Source organism: uncultured Microscilla sp., from assembly GCF_947493425.1.
In the GTDB taxonomy this organism is placed as follows: Bacteria; Bacteroidota; Bacteroidia; order Cytophagales; family Microscillaceae; genus Microscilla.
Genome location: NZ_CANLRP010000027.1, coordinates 49,079 through 66,617 on the forward strand (window position 1 = coordinate 49,079; position 17,539 = coordinate 66,617).

General features: G+C 39.5%; 14 protein-coding genes. 7 read left to right on the forward strand and 7 right to left on the reverse strand.

Translation table 11 applies throughout. From position 1 onward, the window contains the following. Positions 1 to 79: 79 nt before the first annotated feature. Positions 80 to 2,266, reverse strand: a complete 2,187-nt coding sequence (gene recQ, locus Q0954_RS09830) for a DNA helicase RecQ (protein ID WP_299456319.1) — start codon at positions 2,264 to 2,266, stop codon at positions 80 to 82. Between the two features lie 261 nt (positions 2,267 to 2,527). On the opposite strand from recQ, the gene Q0954_RS09835 reads away from it, so the two are divergent. Continuing rightward, the gene (locus tag Q0954_RS09835) at positions 2,528 to 3,631 is read left to right on the forward strand and encodes a mannose-1-phosphate guanylyltransferase (protein WP_299456321.1); all 1,104 of its coding nucleotides are present in this window, start codon (positions 2,528 to 2,530) and stop codon (positions 3,629 to 3,631) included. A 209-nt stretch (positions 3,632 to 3,840) separates the two neighbouring features. Here the strand turns inward: Q0954_RS09835 and Q0954_RS09840 are convergent, their stop codons facing one another. Both Q0954_RS09840 and Q0954_RS09845 read right to left on the reverse strand, forming a co-directional pair. Continuing rightward, the gene (locus Q0954_RS09840; protein WP_299456323.1) at positions 3,841 to 5,931 is read right to left on the reverse strand and encodes a SpoIIE family protein phosphatase; all 2,091 of its coding nucleotides are present in this window, start codon (positions 5,929 to 5,931) and stop codon (positions 3,841 to 3,843) included. 232 nt (positions 5,932 to 6,163) lie between these two features. After that, positions 6,164 to 6,727: a DinB family protein gene (locus Q0954_RS09845; RefSeq protein ID WP_299456324.1), complete on the reverse strand. Its 564-nt coding sequence runs from the start codon at positions 6,725 to 6,727 to the stop codon at positions 6,164 to 6,166. 701 nt (positions 6,728 to 7,428) lie between these two features. Here Q0954_RS09845 and Q0954_RS09850 point away from each other — a divergent pair. The 5 genes from Q0954_RS09850 (at position 7,429) to Q0954_RS09870 (ending at position 12,672) form a co-directional block, all read left to right on the forward strand. Further along, positions 7,429 to 8,571, forward strand: a complete 1,143-nt coding sequence (locus tag Q0954_RS09850) for an AAA family ATPase (protein ID WP_299456325.1) — start codon at positions 7,429 to 7,431, stop codon at positions 8,569 to 8,571. A gap of 205 nt (positions 8,572 to 8,776) precedes the next feature. Next, complete coding sequence (locus tag Q0954_RS09855; RefSeq protein ID WP_299456327.1) at positions 8,777 to 9,829, forward strand: aldose epimerase family protein; 1,053 nt, start codon at positions 8,777 to 8,779, stop codon at positions 9,827 to 9,829. 432 nt (positions 9,830 to 10,261) lie between these two features. Beyond that, positions 10,262 to 11,446 carry a regulatory iron-sulfur-containing complex subunit RicT gene (gene ricT / locus Q0954_RS09860; RefSeq protein WP_299456329.1) on the forward strand — a complete coding sequence of 395 codons (1,185 nt, stop codon included), beginning with the start codon at positions 10,262 to 10,264 and terminating at the stop codon, positions 11,444 to 11,446. Beyond that, positions 11,370 to 11,936 carry a gliding motility lipoprotein GldH gene (locus tag Q0954_RS09865; protein ID WP_299456331.1) on the forward strand — a complete coding sequence of 189 codons (567 nt, stop codon included), beginning with the start codon at positions 11,370 to 11,372 and terminating at the stop codon, positions 11,934 to 11,936. The genes ricT and Q0954_RS09865 overlap by 77 nt, the downstream gene beginning before the upstream one ends. Positions 11,937 to 12,033: 97 nt before the next feature. Continuing rightward, positions 12,034 to 12,672 (forward strand): LON peptidase substrate-binding domain-containing protein, encoded by a 639-nt coding sequence (locus Q0954_RS09870; RefSeq protein WP_299456333.1) that lies wholly within the window; start codon positions 12,034 to 12,036, stop codon positions 12,670 to 12,672. A gap of 130 nt (positions 12,673 to 12,802) precedes the next feature. Here the strand turns inward: Q0954_RS09870 and Q0954_RS09875 are convergent, their stop codons facing one another. The 4 genes from Q0954_RS09875 to Q0954_RS09890 all read right to left on the reverse strand — a co-directional run bounded on the left by Q0954_RS09875 (position 12,803) and on the right by Q0954_RS09890 (position 16,308). Further along, positions 12,803 to 13,384, reverse strand: a complete 582-nt coding sequence (locus tag Q0954_RS09875; protein WP_299456334.1) for a porin family protein — start codon at positions 13,382 to 13,384, stop codon at positions 12,803 to 12,805. A gap of 290 nt (positions 13,385 to 13,674) precedes the next feature. Beyond that, complete coding sequence (locus Q0954_RS09880) at positions 13,675 to 14,463, reverse strand: amidohydrolase (RefSeq protein ID WP_299456335.1); 789 nt, start codon at positions 14,461 to 14,463, stop codon at positions 13,675 to 13,677. Next, the gene (locus Q0954_RS09885) at positions 14,457 to 15,035 is read right to left on the reverse strand and encodes a hypothetical protein (RefSeq protein WP_299456336.1); all 579 of its coding nucleotides are present in this window, start codon (positions 15,033 to 15,035) and stop codon (positions 14,457 to 14,459) included. The genes Q0954_RS09880 and Q0954_RS09885 overlap by 7 nt, the downstream gene beginning before the upstream one ends. Before the next feature lie 100 nt (positions 15,036 to 15,135). After that, positions 15,136 to 16,308, reverse strand: coding sequence for a methionine aminotransferase (locus Q0954_RS09890; protein WP_299456337.1), 1,173 nt, complete (start codon positions 16,306 to 16,308; stop codon positions 15,136 to 15,138). A 280-nt stretch (positions 16,309 to 16,588) separates the two neighbouring features. Here Q0954_RS09890 and Q0954_RS09895 point away from each other — a divergent pair. Next, positions 16,589 to 17,539: 4Fe-4S binding protein (locus Q0954_RS09895; RefSeq protein WP_299456339.1), on the forward strand; the 951-nt coding region annotated here is incomplete at its 3' end.

Below are 17,539 nucleotides of genomic sequence, written 5' to 3' on the forward strand. Positions count from 1 at the left end.
TGGTATAACTATTACTTTTAATTGCTTTTAGTAAGCAAGTAAACGCTTGTATGTATTTTATAGTAGAGCCAATAAGTGTTTAGTTGGCCACTTCTGACAGAAACTTCACCCGCATCAAACGCAACTCGTCTTCGCTGTACTCTTCGTCAAGCTCTGACAAAGCAGTGCCTATGTGATCGGTTTCGGCTTCCATAAAATAGTCATAAATATCGTCTTGGCGATCTTCCTCTAAAATCTGATCAATGTAATAATCAAGATTAAGACGGGTACCCGAATAACAAATATGTTCTATTTCGCTGATAATATCGGCCAGTTTTACATTTTTAGCTTCAGCTATTTCTTCCAAATCTACCTTTCGGTCAATTTGCTGGATAATGTAAATCTTAATTTTCGATTTATTAACCGCCGATTTCACTACCACATCTGAGGCAGTTTCTATCTCATTTTCTTTGACATACTTGATAATTAGCTCAATAAATTGTCTGCCAAACTTTTCTACCTTACCACGTCCTACTCCGTTGATCTGAGCAAGTTCCTCTTTGGTGGTGGGGTAAGTGGTTGCAATTTCTTCGAGCGAGGGATCCTGAAAGATCACATAAGGAGGAAAACCTTTTTCTTTCGCCACTTTTCGACGTAGGTTTTTGAGCATTTCAAACAATACCGGGTCATAAGCCTTGGTATTGACTGTGTTGCCCATTTCTCTATCATCTTCTTCTTCGGTGGTTACCTTACTGTAGTCGTGGTCTTCAGACAACATCACCTTATAAGGGCTGGCAAGAAAATCGTGTCCTTTTTGTGCTACTTTTACTACGCCAAAATTATCAATGTCTTTCTCAAGAAAGTTGTATAACAAAATTTGGCGAATCACAGAACGCCAATAGGCCGCATCTTTATGGCTTCCTTTGGCAAACACATCCAACTTGTTATGGTCGTAGCTCTTCACATAGTCAGTTTCTTTACCCATGAGTATGTCTGATATGTGACTGATATGAAAGCGGGCACCAGTTTGCGCTACTGCTTTGAGCACCCAGCTTACGTGTTCGGTGGCATCAAACTTTGGCGTAGGCTGATCGGTGTTGTCGTTAAACCCACCATCTTTATCCATTTTTTCGCCAAAATAATGAAGTAACTGACGACGCCGACAAACCCCCGAAGTGGCATAATCCATCATTTCCTGCAACAAGTGGCGCGCATTGTCGCGTTCGGTTACAGGTTTGTCTTTGTTAAACTTTTCAAGCTTTTGGATATCGTTGGGACTGTAAAACATGATACAGTCTGCATTCAATCCATCGCGTCCGGCACGTCCGGTTTCCTGATAGTAGCCTTCAAGCGACTTGGGTGCATCGTAATGAATCACGCAACGCACGTCGGGCTTGTCTATACCCATTCCAAAGGCTATAGTAGCCACAATAATGTCGGCATCTTCGTTCAGAAACGCATCCTGGTTACGCATTCTCACGCTTGAATCAAGCCCTGCGTGGTAAGGAAGCGCCTTAATATCATTTACTTTCAAAAACTCATATATTTCTTCTACCTTTTTGCGGCTCAGGCAATAAATAATGCCCGATTCCCCTTTTTTATTTTTAAGGTATTTGATGAGTTGTTTTTTAACGTGAATCTTCGGGCGAACCTCATAGTAAAGGTTGGGGCGGTTAAACGATGACTTGAAAACCGAGGCATCCTCCATCTGGAGGTTACGTTGAATATCTTGTTGTACTTTAGGAGTTGCTGTAGCAGTCAATGCTATGATGGGCAAATTGCCTAAGTTATCGATAATTTGACGGATTTTACGGTATTCAGGGCGAAAGTCGTGTCCCCATTCTGATATACAGTGAGCTTCATCTATAGCAACAAAAGAAATTTGTGCTTTTTTCAGAAAATCTACATTGCTTTCTTTGGTAAGAGACTCAGGAGCTACATACAGTAGCTTGACTTCACCATTCAGCACATCTTTTTTTACACGGGTAATTTCTCCCTTAGTGAGGGTAGAGTTGAGAAACTGTGCATTGATACCCAAAGCATTGAGCTGATCAACCTGATTTTTCATCAGAGCAATAAGTGGGGAGATGACAATGGCCGAACCTGGCGAAACGATGGCAGGTAATTGATAACAGAGGGATTTACCAGCACCTGTTGGCATGATAACGAAGGTATTCTTCTCATCTAAAATACTTTGGATGATTTCTTGCTGGGCACCACGAAACTGCCCATACCCGAATACCTCTTTTAACTTCTCTTTTAAATCTAGTTTACTAACTGTCTCCATATTCATTGATGAAGTGAAGATAAACTTTGTGTGTATTTAATAAGCATAAATACACCATAAATAAAAAAAATCAAATCCCCTTATTAGAGAATTTGCAATGATTAATACGTGCTTATATTTTTAGCAAAACGTATATCGAAGGTACTAAAAGTTATTTAGAAATATAAGTAAAAAAAGATAATAAAAATCTCTTGTGTAGTAAATTTGCACTCTTTGTAGTGATTGCTTTATATTTCTAATCTAATATAAAAATTTTGAGTAATGAATCAAAATCAGATGTCTGAAACGAAAAAAGACCGAGCAAACAACTTTGTGATTATTATGGCAGGAGGGGTGGGCTCTCGTTTATGGCCATTTAGCCGAACCTCTTTCCCGAAACAGTTTCATGATATTCTGGAAAAAGGTGGTACTTTGCTCCAGTCTACTGTCAAACGTTTTGAAAATATATGCCTACCAGAAAATATATTTGTTGTAACCAATAAAATATATAAGAACCTGGTCAAAGAACAATTACCGTTCTTGAGTGATGATCAAATATTACTTGAACCTGTCAAACGCAATACCGCTCCTTGCATAGCTTATGCTTCACATAAAATTGCTATTAAAAATCCAGAAGCCAATATCATTGTATCACCCGCTGACCATATCATTACTGAGGTAGAAGCATTTGAGCAATCAATGCTTAAAGCATTGGCAGCCACCGCCGAAAAAGATATTTTGGTCACCTTGGGGATTCAACCTACCCGCCCTGACACAGGTTATGGATATATTCAGTTTGAAGAAGAAAAAGATGAACTGAGCAGGGTAAAAACTTTTACCGAAAAACCGGTCATTGAAATGGCTCAACAGTTTGTTGACAGTGGAGAGTTTGTTTGGAACGCGGGCATTTTTGCCTGGAACGCCCGAACTATCATCAAGGCAGTGAAACAGTATATTCCTGACTTGCACGACATATTTTTTGAGGCTCAAAAAAGCTTTTACACCCCCCAGGAAGACGAAGCCATTAGACGGGCATACTCGCTTTGTAAGAGCATTTCTATTGACTACGGAGTCATGGAGAAGGCAGAGAATGTATACGTGATTTTGGCGGGCTTTAAATGGTCTGATCTGGGCACCTGGAAGTCGCTCTATAATGAGTTGCCCAAAGATGAAAATCGTAACGTACTACTGGGCAATACCATTACTTACAACAGTTATAACTGTATGGTAAAAACCCCCCACGAAAAGTTGGTTGTTTTGCAAGGTTTGCAAGATTGTATTGTTGCTGAGTATGACAATGTATTGCTGATTTGCCGCAAAGAAGATGAGCAAAAAGTCAAAGATTTTGTGGCGGATGCCAAAAATAAAGGTGCAGAGTTTATTTAATAATTGATGTGACTCAGTATTCAGTTTCTTTCAATCAGGAGATGGTTGTATGGCCTCGTAGTGCATTGCTTACAAAATACGAAGACGAGTTAATTTGTTTTTTTAGAGTACACCAACTACCCACTTAAACTTATACCCAACTGTTTTTTTTATAATAATAATAAAGCCTCCCTGAAAAGTTTCAGAGAGGCTTTATTATTTATAAGTTCTTAAATCAAGTCAGACTTGAGCTTGATACCTATCACTGTGACATCATCGGTTTGGTCACCAATTTCTTTCCAATCTCTAAACTCCCGGTCAAGTATAGCCTCTTGCTCTGCCATAGGTAGTTTGTTACCAGCTTTGAGAATATCCATAAAGCGTTGTCGCATAAACTTCTTTCGTTTGCCATCGGGGTGTTTAGAGGCTCCTCCCAGTTGATCCTGGTAGCCATCACTGATGAGGTAAAAAGTTTCGTCGCCTTGCAGGTCAAACTCGTGAGATTTGTACTTACGGTCTTTTTTGGCAAACAAACTACCTATAGACATACTGGTACCTCTTATATAAAGCAAATCGTCTTGCCCTTCGTGCATATAATACAATGGGTTTTTGGCGCCCGCAAATACGGCTTTACGCTCTTTGAAGTTCAGCTTAAGCAATACCATATCCATTCCATCACCTCCTCGCTCATCATCTTCGTCTCTTAAATGCGTTTGCAGGGTTTCTTTTACCTTGGCGTCTAATTGATTGAGAATTTCGGCAGGGTCTAGCACATTATCTACATTGATGATTTGATTGAGTAAACTGTTGCCCATCATGGTCATAAAACCACCCGGCACCCCGTGTCCGGTACAATCAATGGCAGAAATAATCACATTGTCGCCTTTTTGAGTAAACCAGTAAAAATCGCCTGAAACAATGTCTTTGGGGCGGTAAAAAATAAAAGAGTCAGCAAATACCTCATGAATCATCTCAGGGGTAGGCAATATAGAATCTTGAATAGTTTGGGCGTAACGAATGCTGTCTGTAATTTTTTCGTTGCGTTTTTCAAGTTCTACTGCTTGCTCTTCGATCATGTCACGCTGAGCTGTAATTTCTTCTTTTTGTTGGTTAATTTCGGTTACTTTTTCGGCCATTTGCTCTTTTTGCTTCTTACGACGACGACTAATAAAGTACATAAATATAGCCGTAAGAATTGCCAGCAATGCTATAGATATAACAATAAGGGTGCGGATAAACACCTTTTGTTTGGTTACTTCTTTTTCAAGCTCAAGCTTTTGTTTTTCGAGCTTGGCTTTGGCAAGCTCTGCTTGAGTGTCTGACAAGAGCTCTTTCATACGTAAGATACGCTTACGCACATCTGCCTGAAACTTAAGATAGTCTGCAGTATTTTTCTTCAGTGCTTTTTCCAGTCTTTCCAGCTCTCGCTGTAGCCTTAGGCGGTCGGCACTACCCAGATTGGCATCGTTTGACAAGCGTGTTCTAATAGCACTAATTTGTCGTTGAATACTTTCAGATTTATGATTGAATATAATTTTTGCCTTTTCAAGCGCTGAGAAATCTGCATCTGCATAATTGCGGGTAATCGTAGCATTGCCCTTGTTTTGGTTGGTATTCAGCGAGTCCTTCTCTTCTACTTTGGCAGTATCTTTTTTCTCTTTTGCCTTTTCGGGGGTTACTTCTTTTTTCTCAGATTCCTTTTTGGCCACATACAAATGCATAGAAGCATCTTTTTGCACAAAAACTTTCCCGATAATGCGGTACTCACGAATGGCTATTTTAGCAGTTTTATTAATTGTACCCTTAAGTACTATTTTTCCGCTGTTATTGGCAATATAACTAAAACCATTGATCAGTATATTAACTTTTGGGATGGGCTTTTTACTTTTATCAAATACAACTACATTGTTGAGGCGTTCAGCATCTTCACGATTTACTGTAATCAGCACAAAGTTATTGCTCTTAGAGACTACGTACCCTACGCCTTTGAGTTTAGCACCAAAAACAACAATATTGTTGCTTTCGTCAAAAGTAAAGTTTTGGGGTAAATCAAGCGTAAAGTATCCTCCAACATCGGTTGTGGCAGGCGGGATTTGACTATTTGCTACCAGTACTTTTACTCCATCTACGGGTAGTTTGTTTTTAGTAACTACTCTCCCTCTTACGGCGGTATCTGCCAATACTTTGGTATAGCTAAGTACAGATACTGAGTTTATTGCAGGTGATTGAGCCTTAAGAGAGGTGTTTTGTAGGATGATAAAGGCAAAAACCCCTGATAATAGTATATAAAAACGGTATGTAAACGTCCACTTGTCTTTCATCGCAATGCTTTAGCAAATCATTTTGGTTGTCCCTTTTACAAAGTTTGCGAAATTCTTGCCAAAAATCCGCAAACATTTATAGTTTCCTAAATTTATCAAAAATAATACAGTTTCCCATTATTATCTTGATTAGTTGAGTATTAAACGTGATTTAACCTCATTAGGCAAAGTAGGACACCCACCACTATGTAATATCTCAGGCAAAATGTAGGTATTTATCTGAGAAAACAGGTTAAACTATTTTGTGACTCACTTCCTGGGCTCGTTTTTCTATTACTTTTAGGTGGTGTTCGGCGTGGTAAATGGTAAAAAACAGTAGCTCACGCATTGTTATTTTGCCTAACGACGGATGAGGTAACATATATTTGTCGAGTTCCTCTTCTTTCCACCATTTATTGAGCCTGCGAACCAACTTCTCTTCCATGCGCTTCAAAGTAGAAAGCAACCCTGACCTGTCTTTGCCTACATAAGGTACATACTCTTTGGGTGCTTCAAACCCATTGGCAAGTGCCTGTTGGTAGTCGTTTACGAGTTGTATATAGCTACGGCTTTGGCGCGGCTTGGGCAAACCAAACACCCATAACACCATAGATGGAACTGCAAGCGAAGTGGCCACGGGGGTACTTGATAGTATGAGATGTTGTAGGTTTTCGGCAACTGACCACTGCTCAGCGGAGGGCTTAAGCCGAATAAATTCATCGCTGAGTGGGTAGACAAAAGAGTGGACAGCGTGAAATTTTTTCTGAAGATGGTCAATAATTTCTTCTCGTTTGTAAATAATTAGCTCGGATTCCATGAGTACCTATTGTTTATTGATCAGGGGTAGAATATGTTCGTTACTTAAAAATAACGAAAATTGCGAGATTGAGAAACATTATATTGCTTTTGTTGAGTTTAAAGCTACTTTAGACCTTGTTTCAATATCACACGAGCTCATCTCGACGTTTAACCCTGAGCGGCAAATCGTTCCTTCTGTCTATTGACATAGCACTGCGATGTTTTTTCTTGCTAGTCCCTCATACTGCCAGGGAAAACCTTCTCGACACTCAACGCAAGCAATAATTTTCGCAAACATTCAAAATAAGGCAAGGCGGGTTCTATGACTTGAGACAACAATGTGTGTATTTATTCCCTATTTTTTACAATCATTTACCTATTCCTAATAAATCTTGTATCTTTGTAGTCTTGCTTTTTACTATCATAAATGTCTTAATAAATGATATTTATTAAAGGCAGTCAGTAAAAGAACGCCAAAGTTGTGGATAATATAAGTTATACTAAGGTTAAAGTGATTTTAGGATTTACAGGATTAATTAATGTTGGTATTCAGGCAATTGGTCAAAACCTGTCCCCAAAACCATTTTTGTTTAAGTATAGTGATGATAAACGCGTAACCCGACAACTTTTCTTGATAGAATGCTTTCGCAGAAATGAGCAATTATTGGCAAGGTGTTCCCAAATATTTTAACTACATAACCCTTTCGTCTCGTAATTTTTATGGCACAAGTGAATCAATCTGAAGTTCTCCCTTTTGGTAAATACAATGTCTTTGATGGCAGCTATTTTGAAGAGACTTATTACCTGATTAATAAGTTTCAACAGAAAGTGGTGGAATTTCAGGCAAACGAATACTTTGAAGATAACCAACAAGTAGCCTTGTACCCTTTTATGAAGGAGTTAGAAGCCAATGGCTTTGGCAAGGTGAACTTGTACAAAAACGAAACAAAGTTTAACAAAAAAGAAGGACTTTTTTCTGTCTATTGGTATCTGTTTGTGCAAGACGAAAAAATTATCATCAAAATTGATCAGGACAAACTCAAAGAACTTGACAAAGTAGTATTTAGATTAAGCTATATGATTGCCACTGAGTCGGTAAGCGTAGAAGATTTCATGAAAATAATGAAACTTGCTGAAAGCTGTATCACAGAGGTAGAAGATGATAACATTCGTTATATCAATATTGTAAACTCGAACAGCAAAGGGCTCAAAATGAATCGTTACCAGATCAAAAAGCCACGTGTGCCTGACCTTGAGCTATACTATGGGAATGGATTCACTCAAAAACATCAACAGTTTGTACAAAATGTGTCAGCGCAAGATCGTTCAGGTTTGTTGATTTTTCATGGGGCAACTGGTAGTGGCAAAACCAACTATATACGGTACCTGATTAGTCGTTGTAAAGCAGAAGTAAACTTTATTTTTTACCCCATTGCTTTGTTGCGGGAACTCACCAGCCCTCAGCTTATTCCTTTTATATCTGATTACAAAAATTCGGTGTTGATTCTTGAAGAATCAGAAGATTCGGTGCAAACCAGAGAAGGAAATGCGGTAGACAAGGCTTCTATTGCTAACTTATTGAATATTTCGGATGGCTTGTTGTCAGATGTGTTGAACCTAAAAATTATATGTACTTTCAACACCAACATCAAAAACCTTGACAAAGCTTTATTGCGTGAGGGCCGTTTATTGGGCATTCATAAGTTCGACAAACTTCCGGTTGAAAATGCCAATAAGATTGCCGAAATGAATAAGTTAAAGAAGACTTTTGCTGAACCTATGACTTTGGCTCAGATTTTTAATCAACCGCTCAACGATGACCTTTCTGATTTTGTGCGCGACGAACAAAAAATAGGCTTTTAAATTCCACCATACCAAACAGCCACAACAGGCACTAAGTCTACTATGACCTCAATGCTTGTTGTGGATCACTATTACCAGATACTAAAGCAAAGAACTCATCTCAGAATTGTAAACTTGCCCTGGTACACCTATATTTAAAACTTTTGCCAGAAGGCTACATCTGTGCCCTATCAAGGCAAGTATTCTTATACAAATTAAAACCTGTATGTTACAAATTATAGAACAGCCTTTTGGCAATACTGCCGATGGTCGCTCAGTAGAGCTATATACCCTCTTGAACGGCTACAATATGGAAGTGGAAATTACCAATTATGGAGGCATCATCACGGCAATTAAGGTACCTAACAAAGAGGGAAAAGCGGAAAATGTAGTATTGGGCTTTAAAAGTCTGGATGATTACTTGGGCAAACACCCCAAAATTGGGGCAACCGTTGGGCGTTATGCCAACCGCATAGCCTATGGCAAGTTTCAATTAGAAGGCAAAGAGTATGCTTTAGCCCAAAACAAGGGCAAGCATCATATCCACGGGGGTACCGAGGGATTTGACCGTAAGGTATGGAAGGTAAGAACGGGCATTAGTGAAGATAAAGCAATTCTGCAAATGTCGTATACCAGCCCCAATGGAGAAGAAGGGTATCCTGGAAATCTTGAAGTAAAAGTAACGTATTACCTGACTTTAGACGGAAGTTTGGGCATTCAGTACGAAGCAAACACCGACCAACCTACGGTAGTAAACTTTACCAACCACTCGTACTTTAACCTCAACCTTGCCCACCGTGCCGACATTAAAAACCACCAACTGGCAATAAAGGCAGAACACTACCTACCTGCCAATGATGAATCGATACCTACGGGAGAACTAAAACCAGTAAACAATACAAGTTTTGACTTAAGAACACCACAAAGTATACAGTCTATATTTGATCAAAAACACCCCGAAATAGAAAAAACCAAGGGCTTAGACCACTGCTTTGTGCTGAAAGACACCAACGACCCAGAAGTAAAACTAGCCGCCACCCTGACCGACCCTGAAAGCAAAAGGGTGCTTGAGGTGTTCACCTCTGAACCAGGCATACAGGTATATACTGGCAATTTTTTAGATCCCGCTTTGGGTTTTGCCCCACACCAGGCAGTTTGTTTAGAAACTCAGCACTTCCCTGATTCTCCCAACAAACCGCAGTTTCCATCTACCACGCTGCTGCCCGATCAAAAATTTGTCTCTACTACTTTGTATAAGTTTTCGGTAGAAGGTGAGTAAAATAAATGCCTTATAAAACCGGAACGTAGTCATAGGTGACCAATGGTCTGGTGTTTACTTGCTTTAGGCAAGCATACTTGAGCAAAAAAACAGGTATGAGTGCACCTAAGAAGGTCTTACTAAAAAACTATAAGTACTACTGTTGTCTCACCAAGTATTTTAGGCTTCAGATAAAGTCAAACAATTTCAAAAGTATATGTGACCATTACTAACCATTTGAGCCTTTTGGGTTTACTTTATAAATGCCTTGAGTTTGATAATATATCTTGCCAACAACAGTCAAACTTTTAATTCATCGTAAATCTTGCTAAATTGTTCAATATTTCGTTAGAAATGAGCGATTACCCAAAATTGACACGCAATTGTTAAACAAAGTCATAGCACGACAAGTATAATCGCTTTATTAATTAAGGACTAAAAAACTATATATAAATGGGATGCAAGGCATGTGCCTCTGGCGGAGGTTGTGGCACTACATCAGGAGTGGCTGGTTGCAAAAGTAACGGCTCTTGTGGTACGGGTGGCTGCAATAAAATGAATGTGTTCGACTGGTTAGGGAATATGGATATTCCTTCAGTTGAAAGATATGATGTGGTAGAAATTCGTTTTAAAAACGGTAAAAAAGATTTTTTCAGAAATGTAGAGCGTCTCGACCTTATTACAGGCGATGCAGTAGTAGTTGAAGTACAAAACGGTCACCACTTGGGCTTTGTGTCGCTGCAGGGCGAACTGGTACGCATACAAATGATGAAAAAAAAGGTGTTAGATAACGAAGAAATATTGGCAATTACACGCCTTGCTACTGAACGTGACCTTGACAAGTTTGAACAAACACAAGCCCGCAACCTGCCTACGATGTATCGTACCCGTGAAATTATTCACGATATGGGACTTAAGATGAAGTTATCTGACGTGGAGTTTCAGGCAGATAATAGTAAAGCTACTTTTTACTACTCTGCCGATGAACGGGTTGATTTCCGTGAGCTGATTAAGGTATTGGCGTCAGAGTTTAAAATAAGGGTAGAAATGAAGCAAATCAGTTTGCGGCAAGAAGCAGGTCGTTTGGGAGGTATTGGTTCTTGTGGGCGAGAATTGTGTTGCTCTACTTGGCTAAGCGATTTTAAGAGTGTATCTACCTCTGCGGCACGTTACCAAAACTTATCGCTGAATCCCAGCAAACTATCGGGGCAATGCGGACGCCTGAAGTGCTGCCTCAACTATGAGCTGGAGACCTACATGGAAGCCCTTGAAGACATACCTCACCTCGATGAACCACTAAAAACAAAAAAAGGTTTGGCGCAGTTACAGAAAACTGATATTTTTAAGCGCATTATGTGGTTTGGGTTTCAGGGTGAAACCGTTTGGCACCCACTTACTGTACCACAGGTAAACAACCTGATAGAACTTAACAAACAAGGCATAGTGCCCGAAGACCTAAAACCAGTAGGTGAAGACCTTGAATTGGTAGAGGTTGAAAAAGTTGTTGAACCTGAGTTTAAAGTTGATTTAAGTTTGCCCACTGAAAGTGTAAAAAGATTGAATGGAAAAAATAACAAGAAACCAAGTAAGAACAAACCTCATAGTAGGCGAAACCGAAAACACAGAAAAAACAAGTAATTTAAAACAACGTTGGGTTTTTTTGTGTGGTTTGCTCTTATGCATTATTGGGCTAAATGCTTGTGACAGTAGTCGAATATTTGAACAAAATGTAGACATTGTTCAAAGTAAATGGCATAAGGACAGTGTGCTTAAATTTACCTTCGAGATTACAGATACCTTAAGTAGGTATAAATTTTACTACAATATTCGTAATACAGTATCTTACCCTTTTTACAATATGTATGTTACTTATTACCTGGTAGATAGCCTCGATCGCAGGATTGCCTCTGACCTGCAAAATATAGATTTGATGCACCCCAAAACGGGCAAACCTTATGGAGATGGTTTGGGTGATATTTTTTCACACCAACTTTTAGCTTTATCAAATGTTAAATTTTTGAAAAGAGGGAAGTATACTTTCAAAATAAAGCATTATATGCGCCGCGACCCACTACCAGAGGTGGTATCTATGGGTTTACGCATAGAGAAGGTACCCCCATTAAAGTAATGTAAAAGAGAAACAAGAAAGCTGAATCCTATGTTAGGTTCAGCTTTTCTCTTTGTAAAAGGGTAGTGTAAGTCCGTATGTTAACATATATTATAAAATGCAAGAAAAGTTTTTACCGTTTTTCCCGCTAAACCTGGTTGTTTATCCAGACGAAAACCTCAATCTTCATGTATTTGAACCTCGCTACAAACAGTTGATTCACGATTGTATAGAACAAAATGCTAACTTTGGTATTCCGTCATTTATCAATGAAGAGGTAGCTGCTTATGGTACTGAAGTAAAGATAGTAAACATTGAAAAAACTTATGATGATGGCAAAATGGACATCAAGACCAAAGGAGTACAGGTATTTAAGATATTGAGCTTTGATCAGAAAACACAGGAGAAACTATATGCTGGCGGCACTGTAGAAGTGATCCCTCATGAAGAAGTTGCTCCAGAGGAAGTAAGCCGGGAACTTATCAGCAATTTAAAAAAGTTGTATGAAATTATTAAAGTAGGTGCAGCTATCAATATCCAAAGCTTCAAAGTGTTGTCATATCAACTAGCCCATAAAATAGGGCTTTCGCTGGATCAGCAATACGAAATATTAAAAATTCCCAGTGAACACGATCGACAATTGTATTTGTTGGATCACCTGAAATCTTCTATCCCTTTGATGGAAGAAATGGAACGCACTAAAGAAATTATCCGCATGAATGGGCATTTTAAAAACCTTGACCCACTGGACTTTTAACGAAACTCAGGAACTCACCTACTCCATTTTGTTTACCTGGACTACTGTTGTACGAGGCAAGTTATACATACAAAAGGCAGGCAATAAAATTATTGCCTGCCTTTTGTATGTATGATTACTCAGGAAAAACCTACTTAAGCTTATAGCTTACGGTAAGTTGTACCACATTGGTTTTGGTGTTATTGTCTGCTATCCGACTCGACAACTTGGTAAGCCCTGCTTCATAACGCAAGTCTATGCCTAATTTTGCCGTAGGATCAAACCCTATTCCTACCTGCAAAGATGCCAATATATCGTTGGTGTCATCCATGTTGTCAGTAGTATTCCCCCCCGACTCGGTTCTGGCACTCACTACAAACCCAAACGCAGGCCCTGCATATAAACGAACCGGGTTGAGTTTAGCACCAAAAAGTAAAGGAATGTCAAGGGTGGTTATTTTGGTAGTGTACGATGAGTTAAGGAAGTTAATGGCTCCTCGCCCTCCCTTTTGAGAAACCATCAGCTCAGGCTGAAAGAAGAAACTTTGGGATATTTGAAACTGAAACAAAGCTCCTAAATGAAGTCCTATGCGCGCACCATCGTTGCTCACACCATTGGGCAAAGATGAAAATGTTGCCAGGTTAAGCCCACCTTTGATACCAAAACCTACTTGAGCTTGCGCTACTCCTGTGCCTAACAAAACAAGTAGAATGAATGTGTAAATTCTTTTCATGTGTATGATTTTATTTAAGTGTGACATTTAGTAACGTGTTCGCAATAACTGTCCGATTTAGAATAAATCCGCTTTACTGCCTTTCGTTATTTTTATTGCCCGTAGCGCTGCTACGAGTGCAAAAAATGCCTCAGTCAGTCGTGCATATTTGTCCTAAAAACCAGCAACTTATTTTGATCACGTTACTTAATAAGTCCCCATCTTGAGTCCTAAATACAAAACTACAGGGTTACTCAAAGAGGGCAAAACCTCTAGGGCTTTATTTTTAACTGTAAAATAATCCAGGTTGTTTATCGTTCTACTGAATTGTGTGTCGCTATTACAAATTCATCGGCGTCTAAGTGTGCTGGAAACTTCTCTCGAAAACGCTCCAGGGCTGCTTTATCAAGCATTTTGGTATGAATAATTTCGTCCTGTGTTTTTTCAAATAACACCTCCCCTTTAAAATCAACAATTGCCGAATCGCCTGAATAAGCAATGCCATTATCGTCTTTGCCTACCCGGTTTACCCCTACTACATAACTCAGGTTTTCTATAGCTCTTGCCTTAAGTAATGTACGCCAAGGGGCACGCCTTGCCTCTGGCCAGTTTGCCACGTACAAGGCTAGGTCGTAGGCTTGGTGTAAGTTACGGCTCCAAACCGGAAAACGCAGATCATAACAAATAAAAGGAGCTATTTTCCATCCTTTCCACTCTTTTACAACCAAGCGCTCACCTGCAGTATAGCTATGATGTTCTTCTGCCATCCGAAACAAATGGCGTTTGTCATAATAGTCATAAGTGCCGTCTGGCTGTACCCATAGCAAACGATTAAAATACTGCCCTTTGTCTACACAAATAAAACTTCCTGTAACCACTGCTCCAGTTTGTGCGGCCATTTGTTGCATCCACTTATGAGTGGTAAGGTTCATAGGTTCTGCCAATGATTGAACACTCATGCTAAACCCGGTAGTAAACATTTCGGGTAATACGATCAAGTCTGTAGGTTGATCGATTTGCCATATTTTTTCCTCAAACATAGCACGGTTTGCTGCCGGGTTTTGCCAGTATAGTTCTGACTGAATAATTGTAATTACCATAAAGTAAAGTTAATCGTAGCGTTGACAAATGCCCCGCTTAGTTTTTCAAACTCTCTGAGCGGATATACATACCCACCAGAAGCACTCAGCACTACCCGGTGATCGTAGTATAAAAATACCCCACCCATTGGTGTAAACTGCAAGGTATTAAAGCTTTCTTGGTTCAAACCACCAAACTCCAGCCCAAAATAAGGAATTAAAAAATTACGCCGAGGATTACGTTCAACCGAGAGATTAAGCCCCAAACCATACTTGAGCATATTAGAAACACCTACTTTATTGCTTTGCAAAATACTAATGGTGCCATAAAAGCGTAAATGGCTAGGTCCTCGGTTTTCGTTTTGACGAATGTAGTTATAAATAAGAAATTCGGGTGAAAACCCACTAAAGGTGCCTAAACTATCCGAAGAAGAAGGAAAGTAAAAATTATAGCCTCCACCCGGCATTACGTGCGAATCGTGGTCTACAATATATCTACCACTTTCACTTCTTTTAGGTCCATACTTAGATTGCCCATAGCTACAAAATGCTACAAAAAATAACATCAAAGCAACTGTTACAGTTTTACTCATAGTTTATGATATTTAGGTAATGAATATTCAAGTCATAATATATACCCTACGCTAATCAATGTAGTTGACCAAAAGTAGTAAAATCTTTTGCTGGCAATGACTACTCTTTCAATACCTGAGCATTTTTCACTAATAACTCCACAGCCCTTTCCATTGTTTCATCTTGCTTGGCAAAGCAAAAGCGAACTACTTTTCTGTCTAGTTTGTCAGTATAAAACACTGATGTAGGAATGGTGGCTACTCCTACTTCTTTGGCTATTCTTTTGGCATATGCTATATCAGGTTCATTACTCAGGTGAGCATACGACGCTAACTGAAAGTAGGTGCCTTGGCAAGGCAATAGTTCAAAGTCGGTAGCTTGCATTAATGAACGAAACTTGTCACGACGCTCTTGGTAAAACTCAGGCAAAGAGGTGTAATACTTCGTTTCTGCCATAAAATCTACCAAAGCATACTGGGCTGGCGTAAAGTTAGAAAAAGTAACATACTGATGTAATTTACGCAACTCAACTGTAATTTCGGGAGGAGCTATGGCATAGCCCATTTTCCAGCCAGTATTGTGAAATGTTTTACCAAACGATGAAATCACGATCGATTTTTCACGCAAAATAGGGTAAAGTAACATGCTCTGGTGAGTGACCCCATCGAAAATGATATGTTCATATACCTCATCGCTGATCAATAGCAAGTCGTGATTCATCACTATCTCGGTAAGCTCGGTAATGTCGTGTGGCTTAAGTACTGAGCCAGAAGGGTTATGAGGAGTATTGATGATAATCAGTCTTGTTTGAGGTGTAAGTGCCTCTTTTACTTGGTGCCAGTTGATGGCATAGGTATTTCTCTCTAGGGCTATAGGCACCGCTTTGCCTCCATTAAGCTCTATTACGGGAATATAAGCATCATACGCAGGCTCAAAAACGATGACTTCGTCGCCTTCTTGTACTAAAGCACTGATGGCTACAAACAAAGCCTCGGTAGCCCCAGTGGTTAAAGTAACTTCTGTGGCAGGGTCAGGACTAAAACCATAGGTATGAGCAGTTTTTTCAGCAATTCGCTCACGCAAGGGTAAGATGCCTGCCGAAGGAGCATACTGGTTCATTCCTTTTTGCATATAGTGATGCGTCAAACGTACCAGTTCTGGGTGACAGTCGAAATCGGGGAAGCCCTGCGCCAGGTTTACTGCTTTGTGCTCTTGTGCCCAAGCCGACATTACCGAAAATATAGAAGTGCCCGCATTGGGTAATTTGGAAGAAATAGTGGGGGTTGATTGCATGTTTTTATTAAGTGTTTTTTCCAACATTGAGTATAAAATATATGCTTGTTTGTTCTTAAGCAAAGTTAGGATATTGTTTTTTTTAGCTCAATCAAAGCATTTTAGCCGAAAAGTAACAAGTTTGTATTTTTTTTCCCATATTTATTTTAGAAACTGAACCTGGTTTTACACTAATTATCAATTTTATATACTACCGCCTTGACTTAAAATACAGAGAAGTTGGTAGAATCTATAACACAGACTTGATAGGGGAATGAACCTGTCATAAACGCACTATTGAATGAAGAAAAAGGGAGCAAATAACACCTATTTTGGCAACATAAAAGAAGGAGTTCGCTCTTCGCTCATAGGTCTAAAGCTGTCTATCAAACATGCTTTTGAAGCCCGCCAACGAAGAAAACCTGCCGATTCTATAGCTACTCCGGCTTATTTTGAGCAACAAACCGGACGGGTAACCACCCAATATCCTTATGAGGCGATTCCTGTACCTGACAACGGACGTTACCGTTTGTTTAATGAAATGGATGATTGCATTGTATGTGATAAGTGTGCCAAAATATGTCCGGTAGACTGTATTGATATAGAACCTATAAGAGCTACCGGACAAATAGGAACTGCCTCTGACGGCTCACCCATAAGGCTTTATGCTGCTACCTTTGATATAGACATGGCCAAATGCTGCTACTGTGGTTTATGCACTACAGTGTGCCCTACTGAATGCTTGACTATGACCAAGGCGTATGATTACAGTGAAGTGGATATTACTGACATGATTTATCATTTCTCAAACCTTACCCCTGACCAGGTGCAGGAGAAGAAAGATTTGTTTGAGCAGTACATGAAGGAAAAAGAAGCTACCAAAAAACAAATGGCGCAAGTAAAAGGCGAAGAAACCAAAGTAAAGCCAGCGGTAAAAAAACCAGTGGCTAAACGTCCTGCTATTAAGAAAACTATAGAGGGAACACAAGCTCAAGAAAATGCAGCTACTACTAAACCAAAAACTGGGTTTAAGCCACGCATGAAGCCTAAAACTGACACAACAAACACTGGAGAAGATAAGGGTCATAAGGTAATCCCCTCTAAGCCCAAAGTAAAACGCCCAGTGATTAAAAAACCGACAAGTCAGCAAGAAGGGGAAACAAATGAACCCAAAGCTGAGGCTAAGCCAAAAAGAGTAAGACCTGTCATTAAAAAACCGACAAGTCAGCAAGAAGGAGATACAAATGAACCC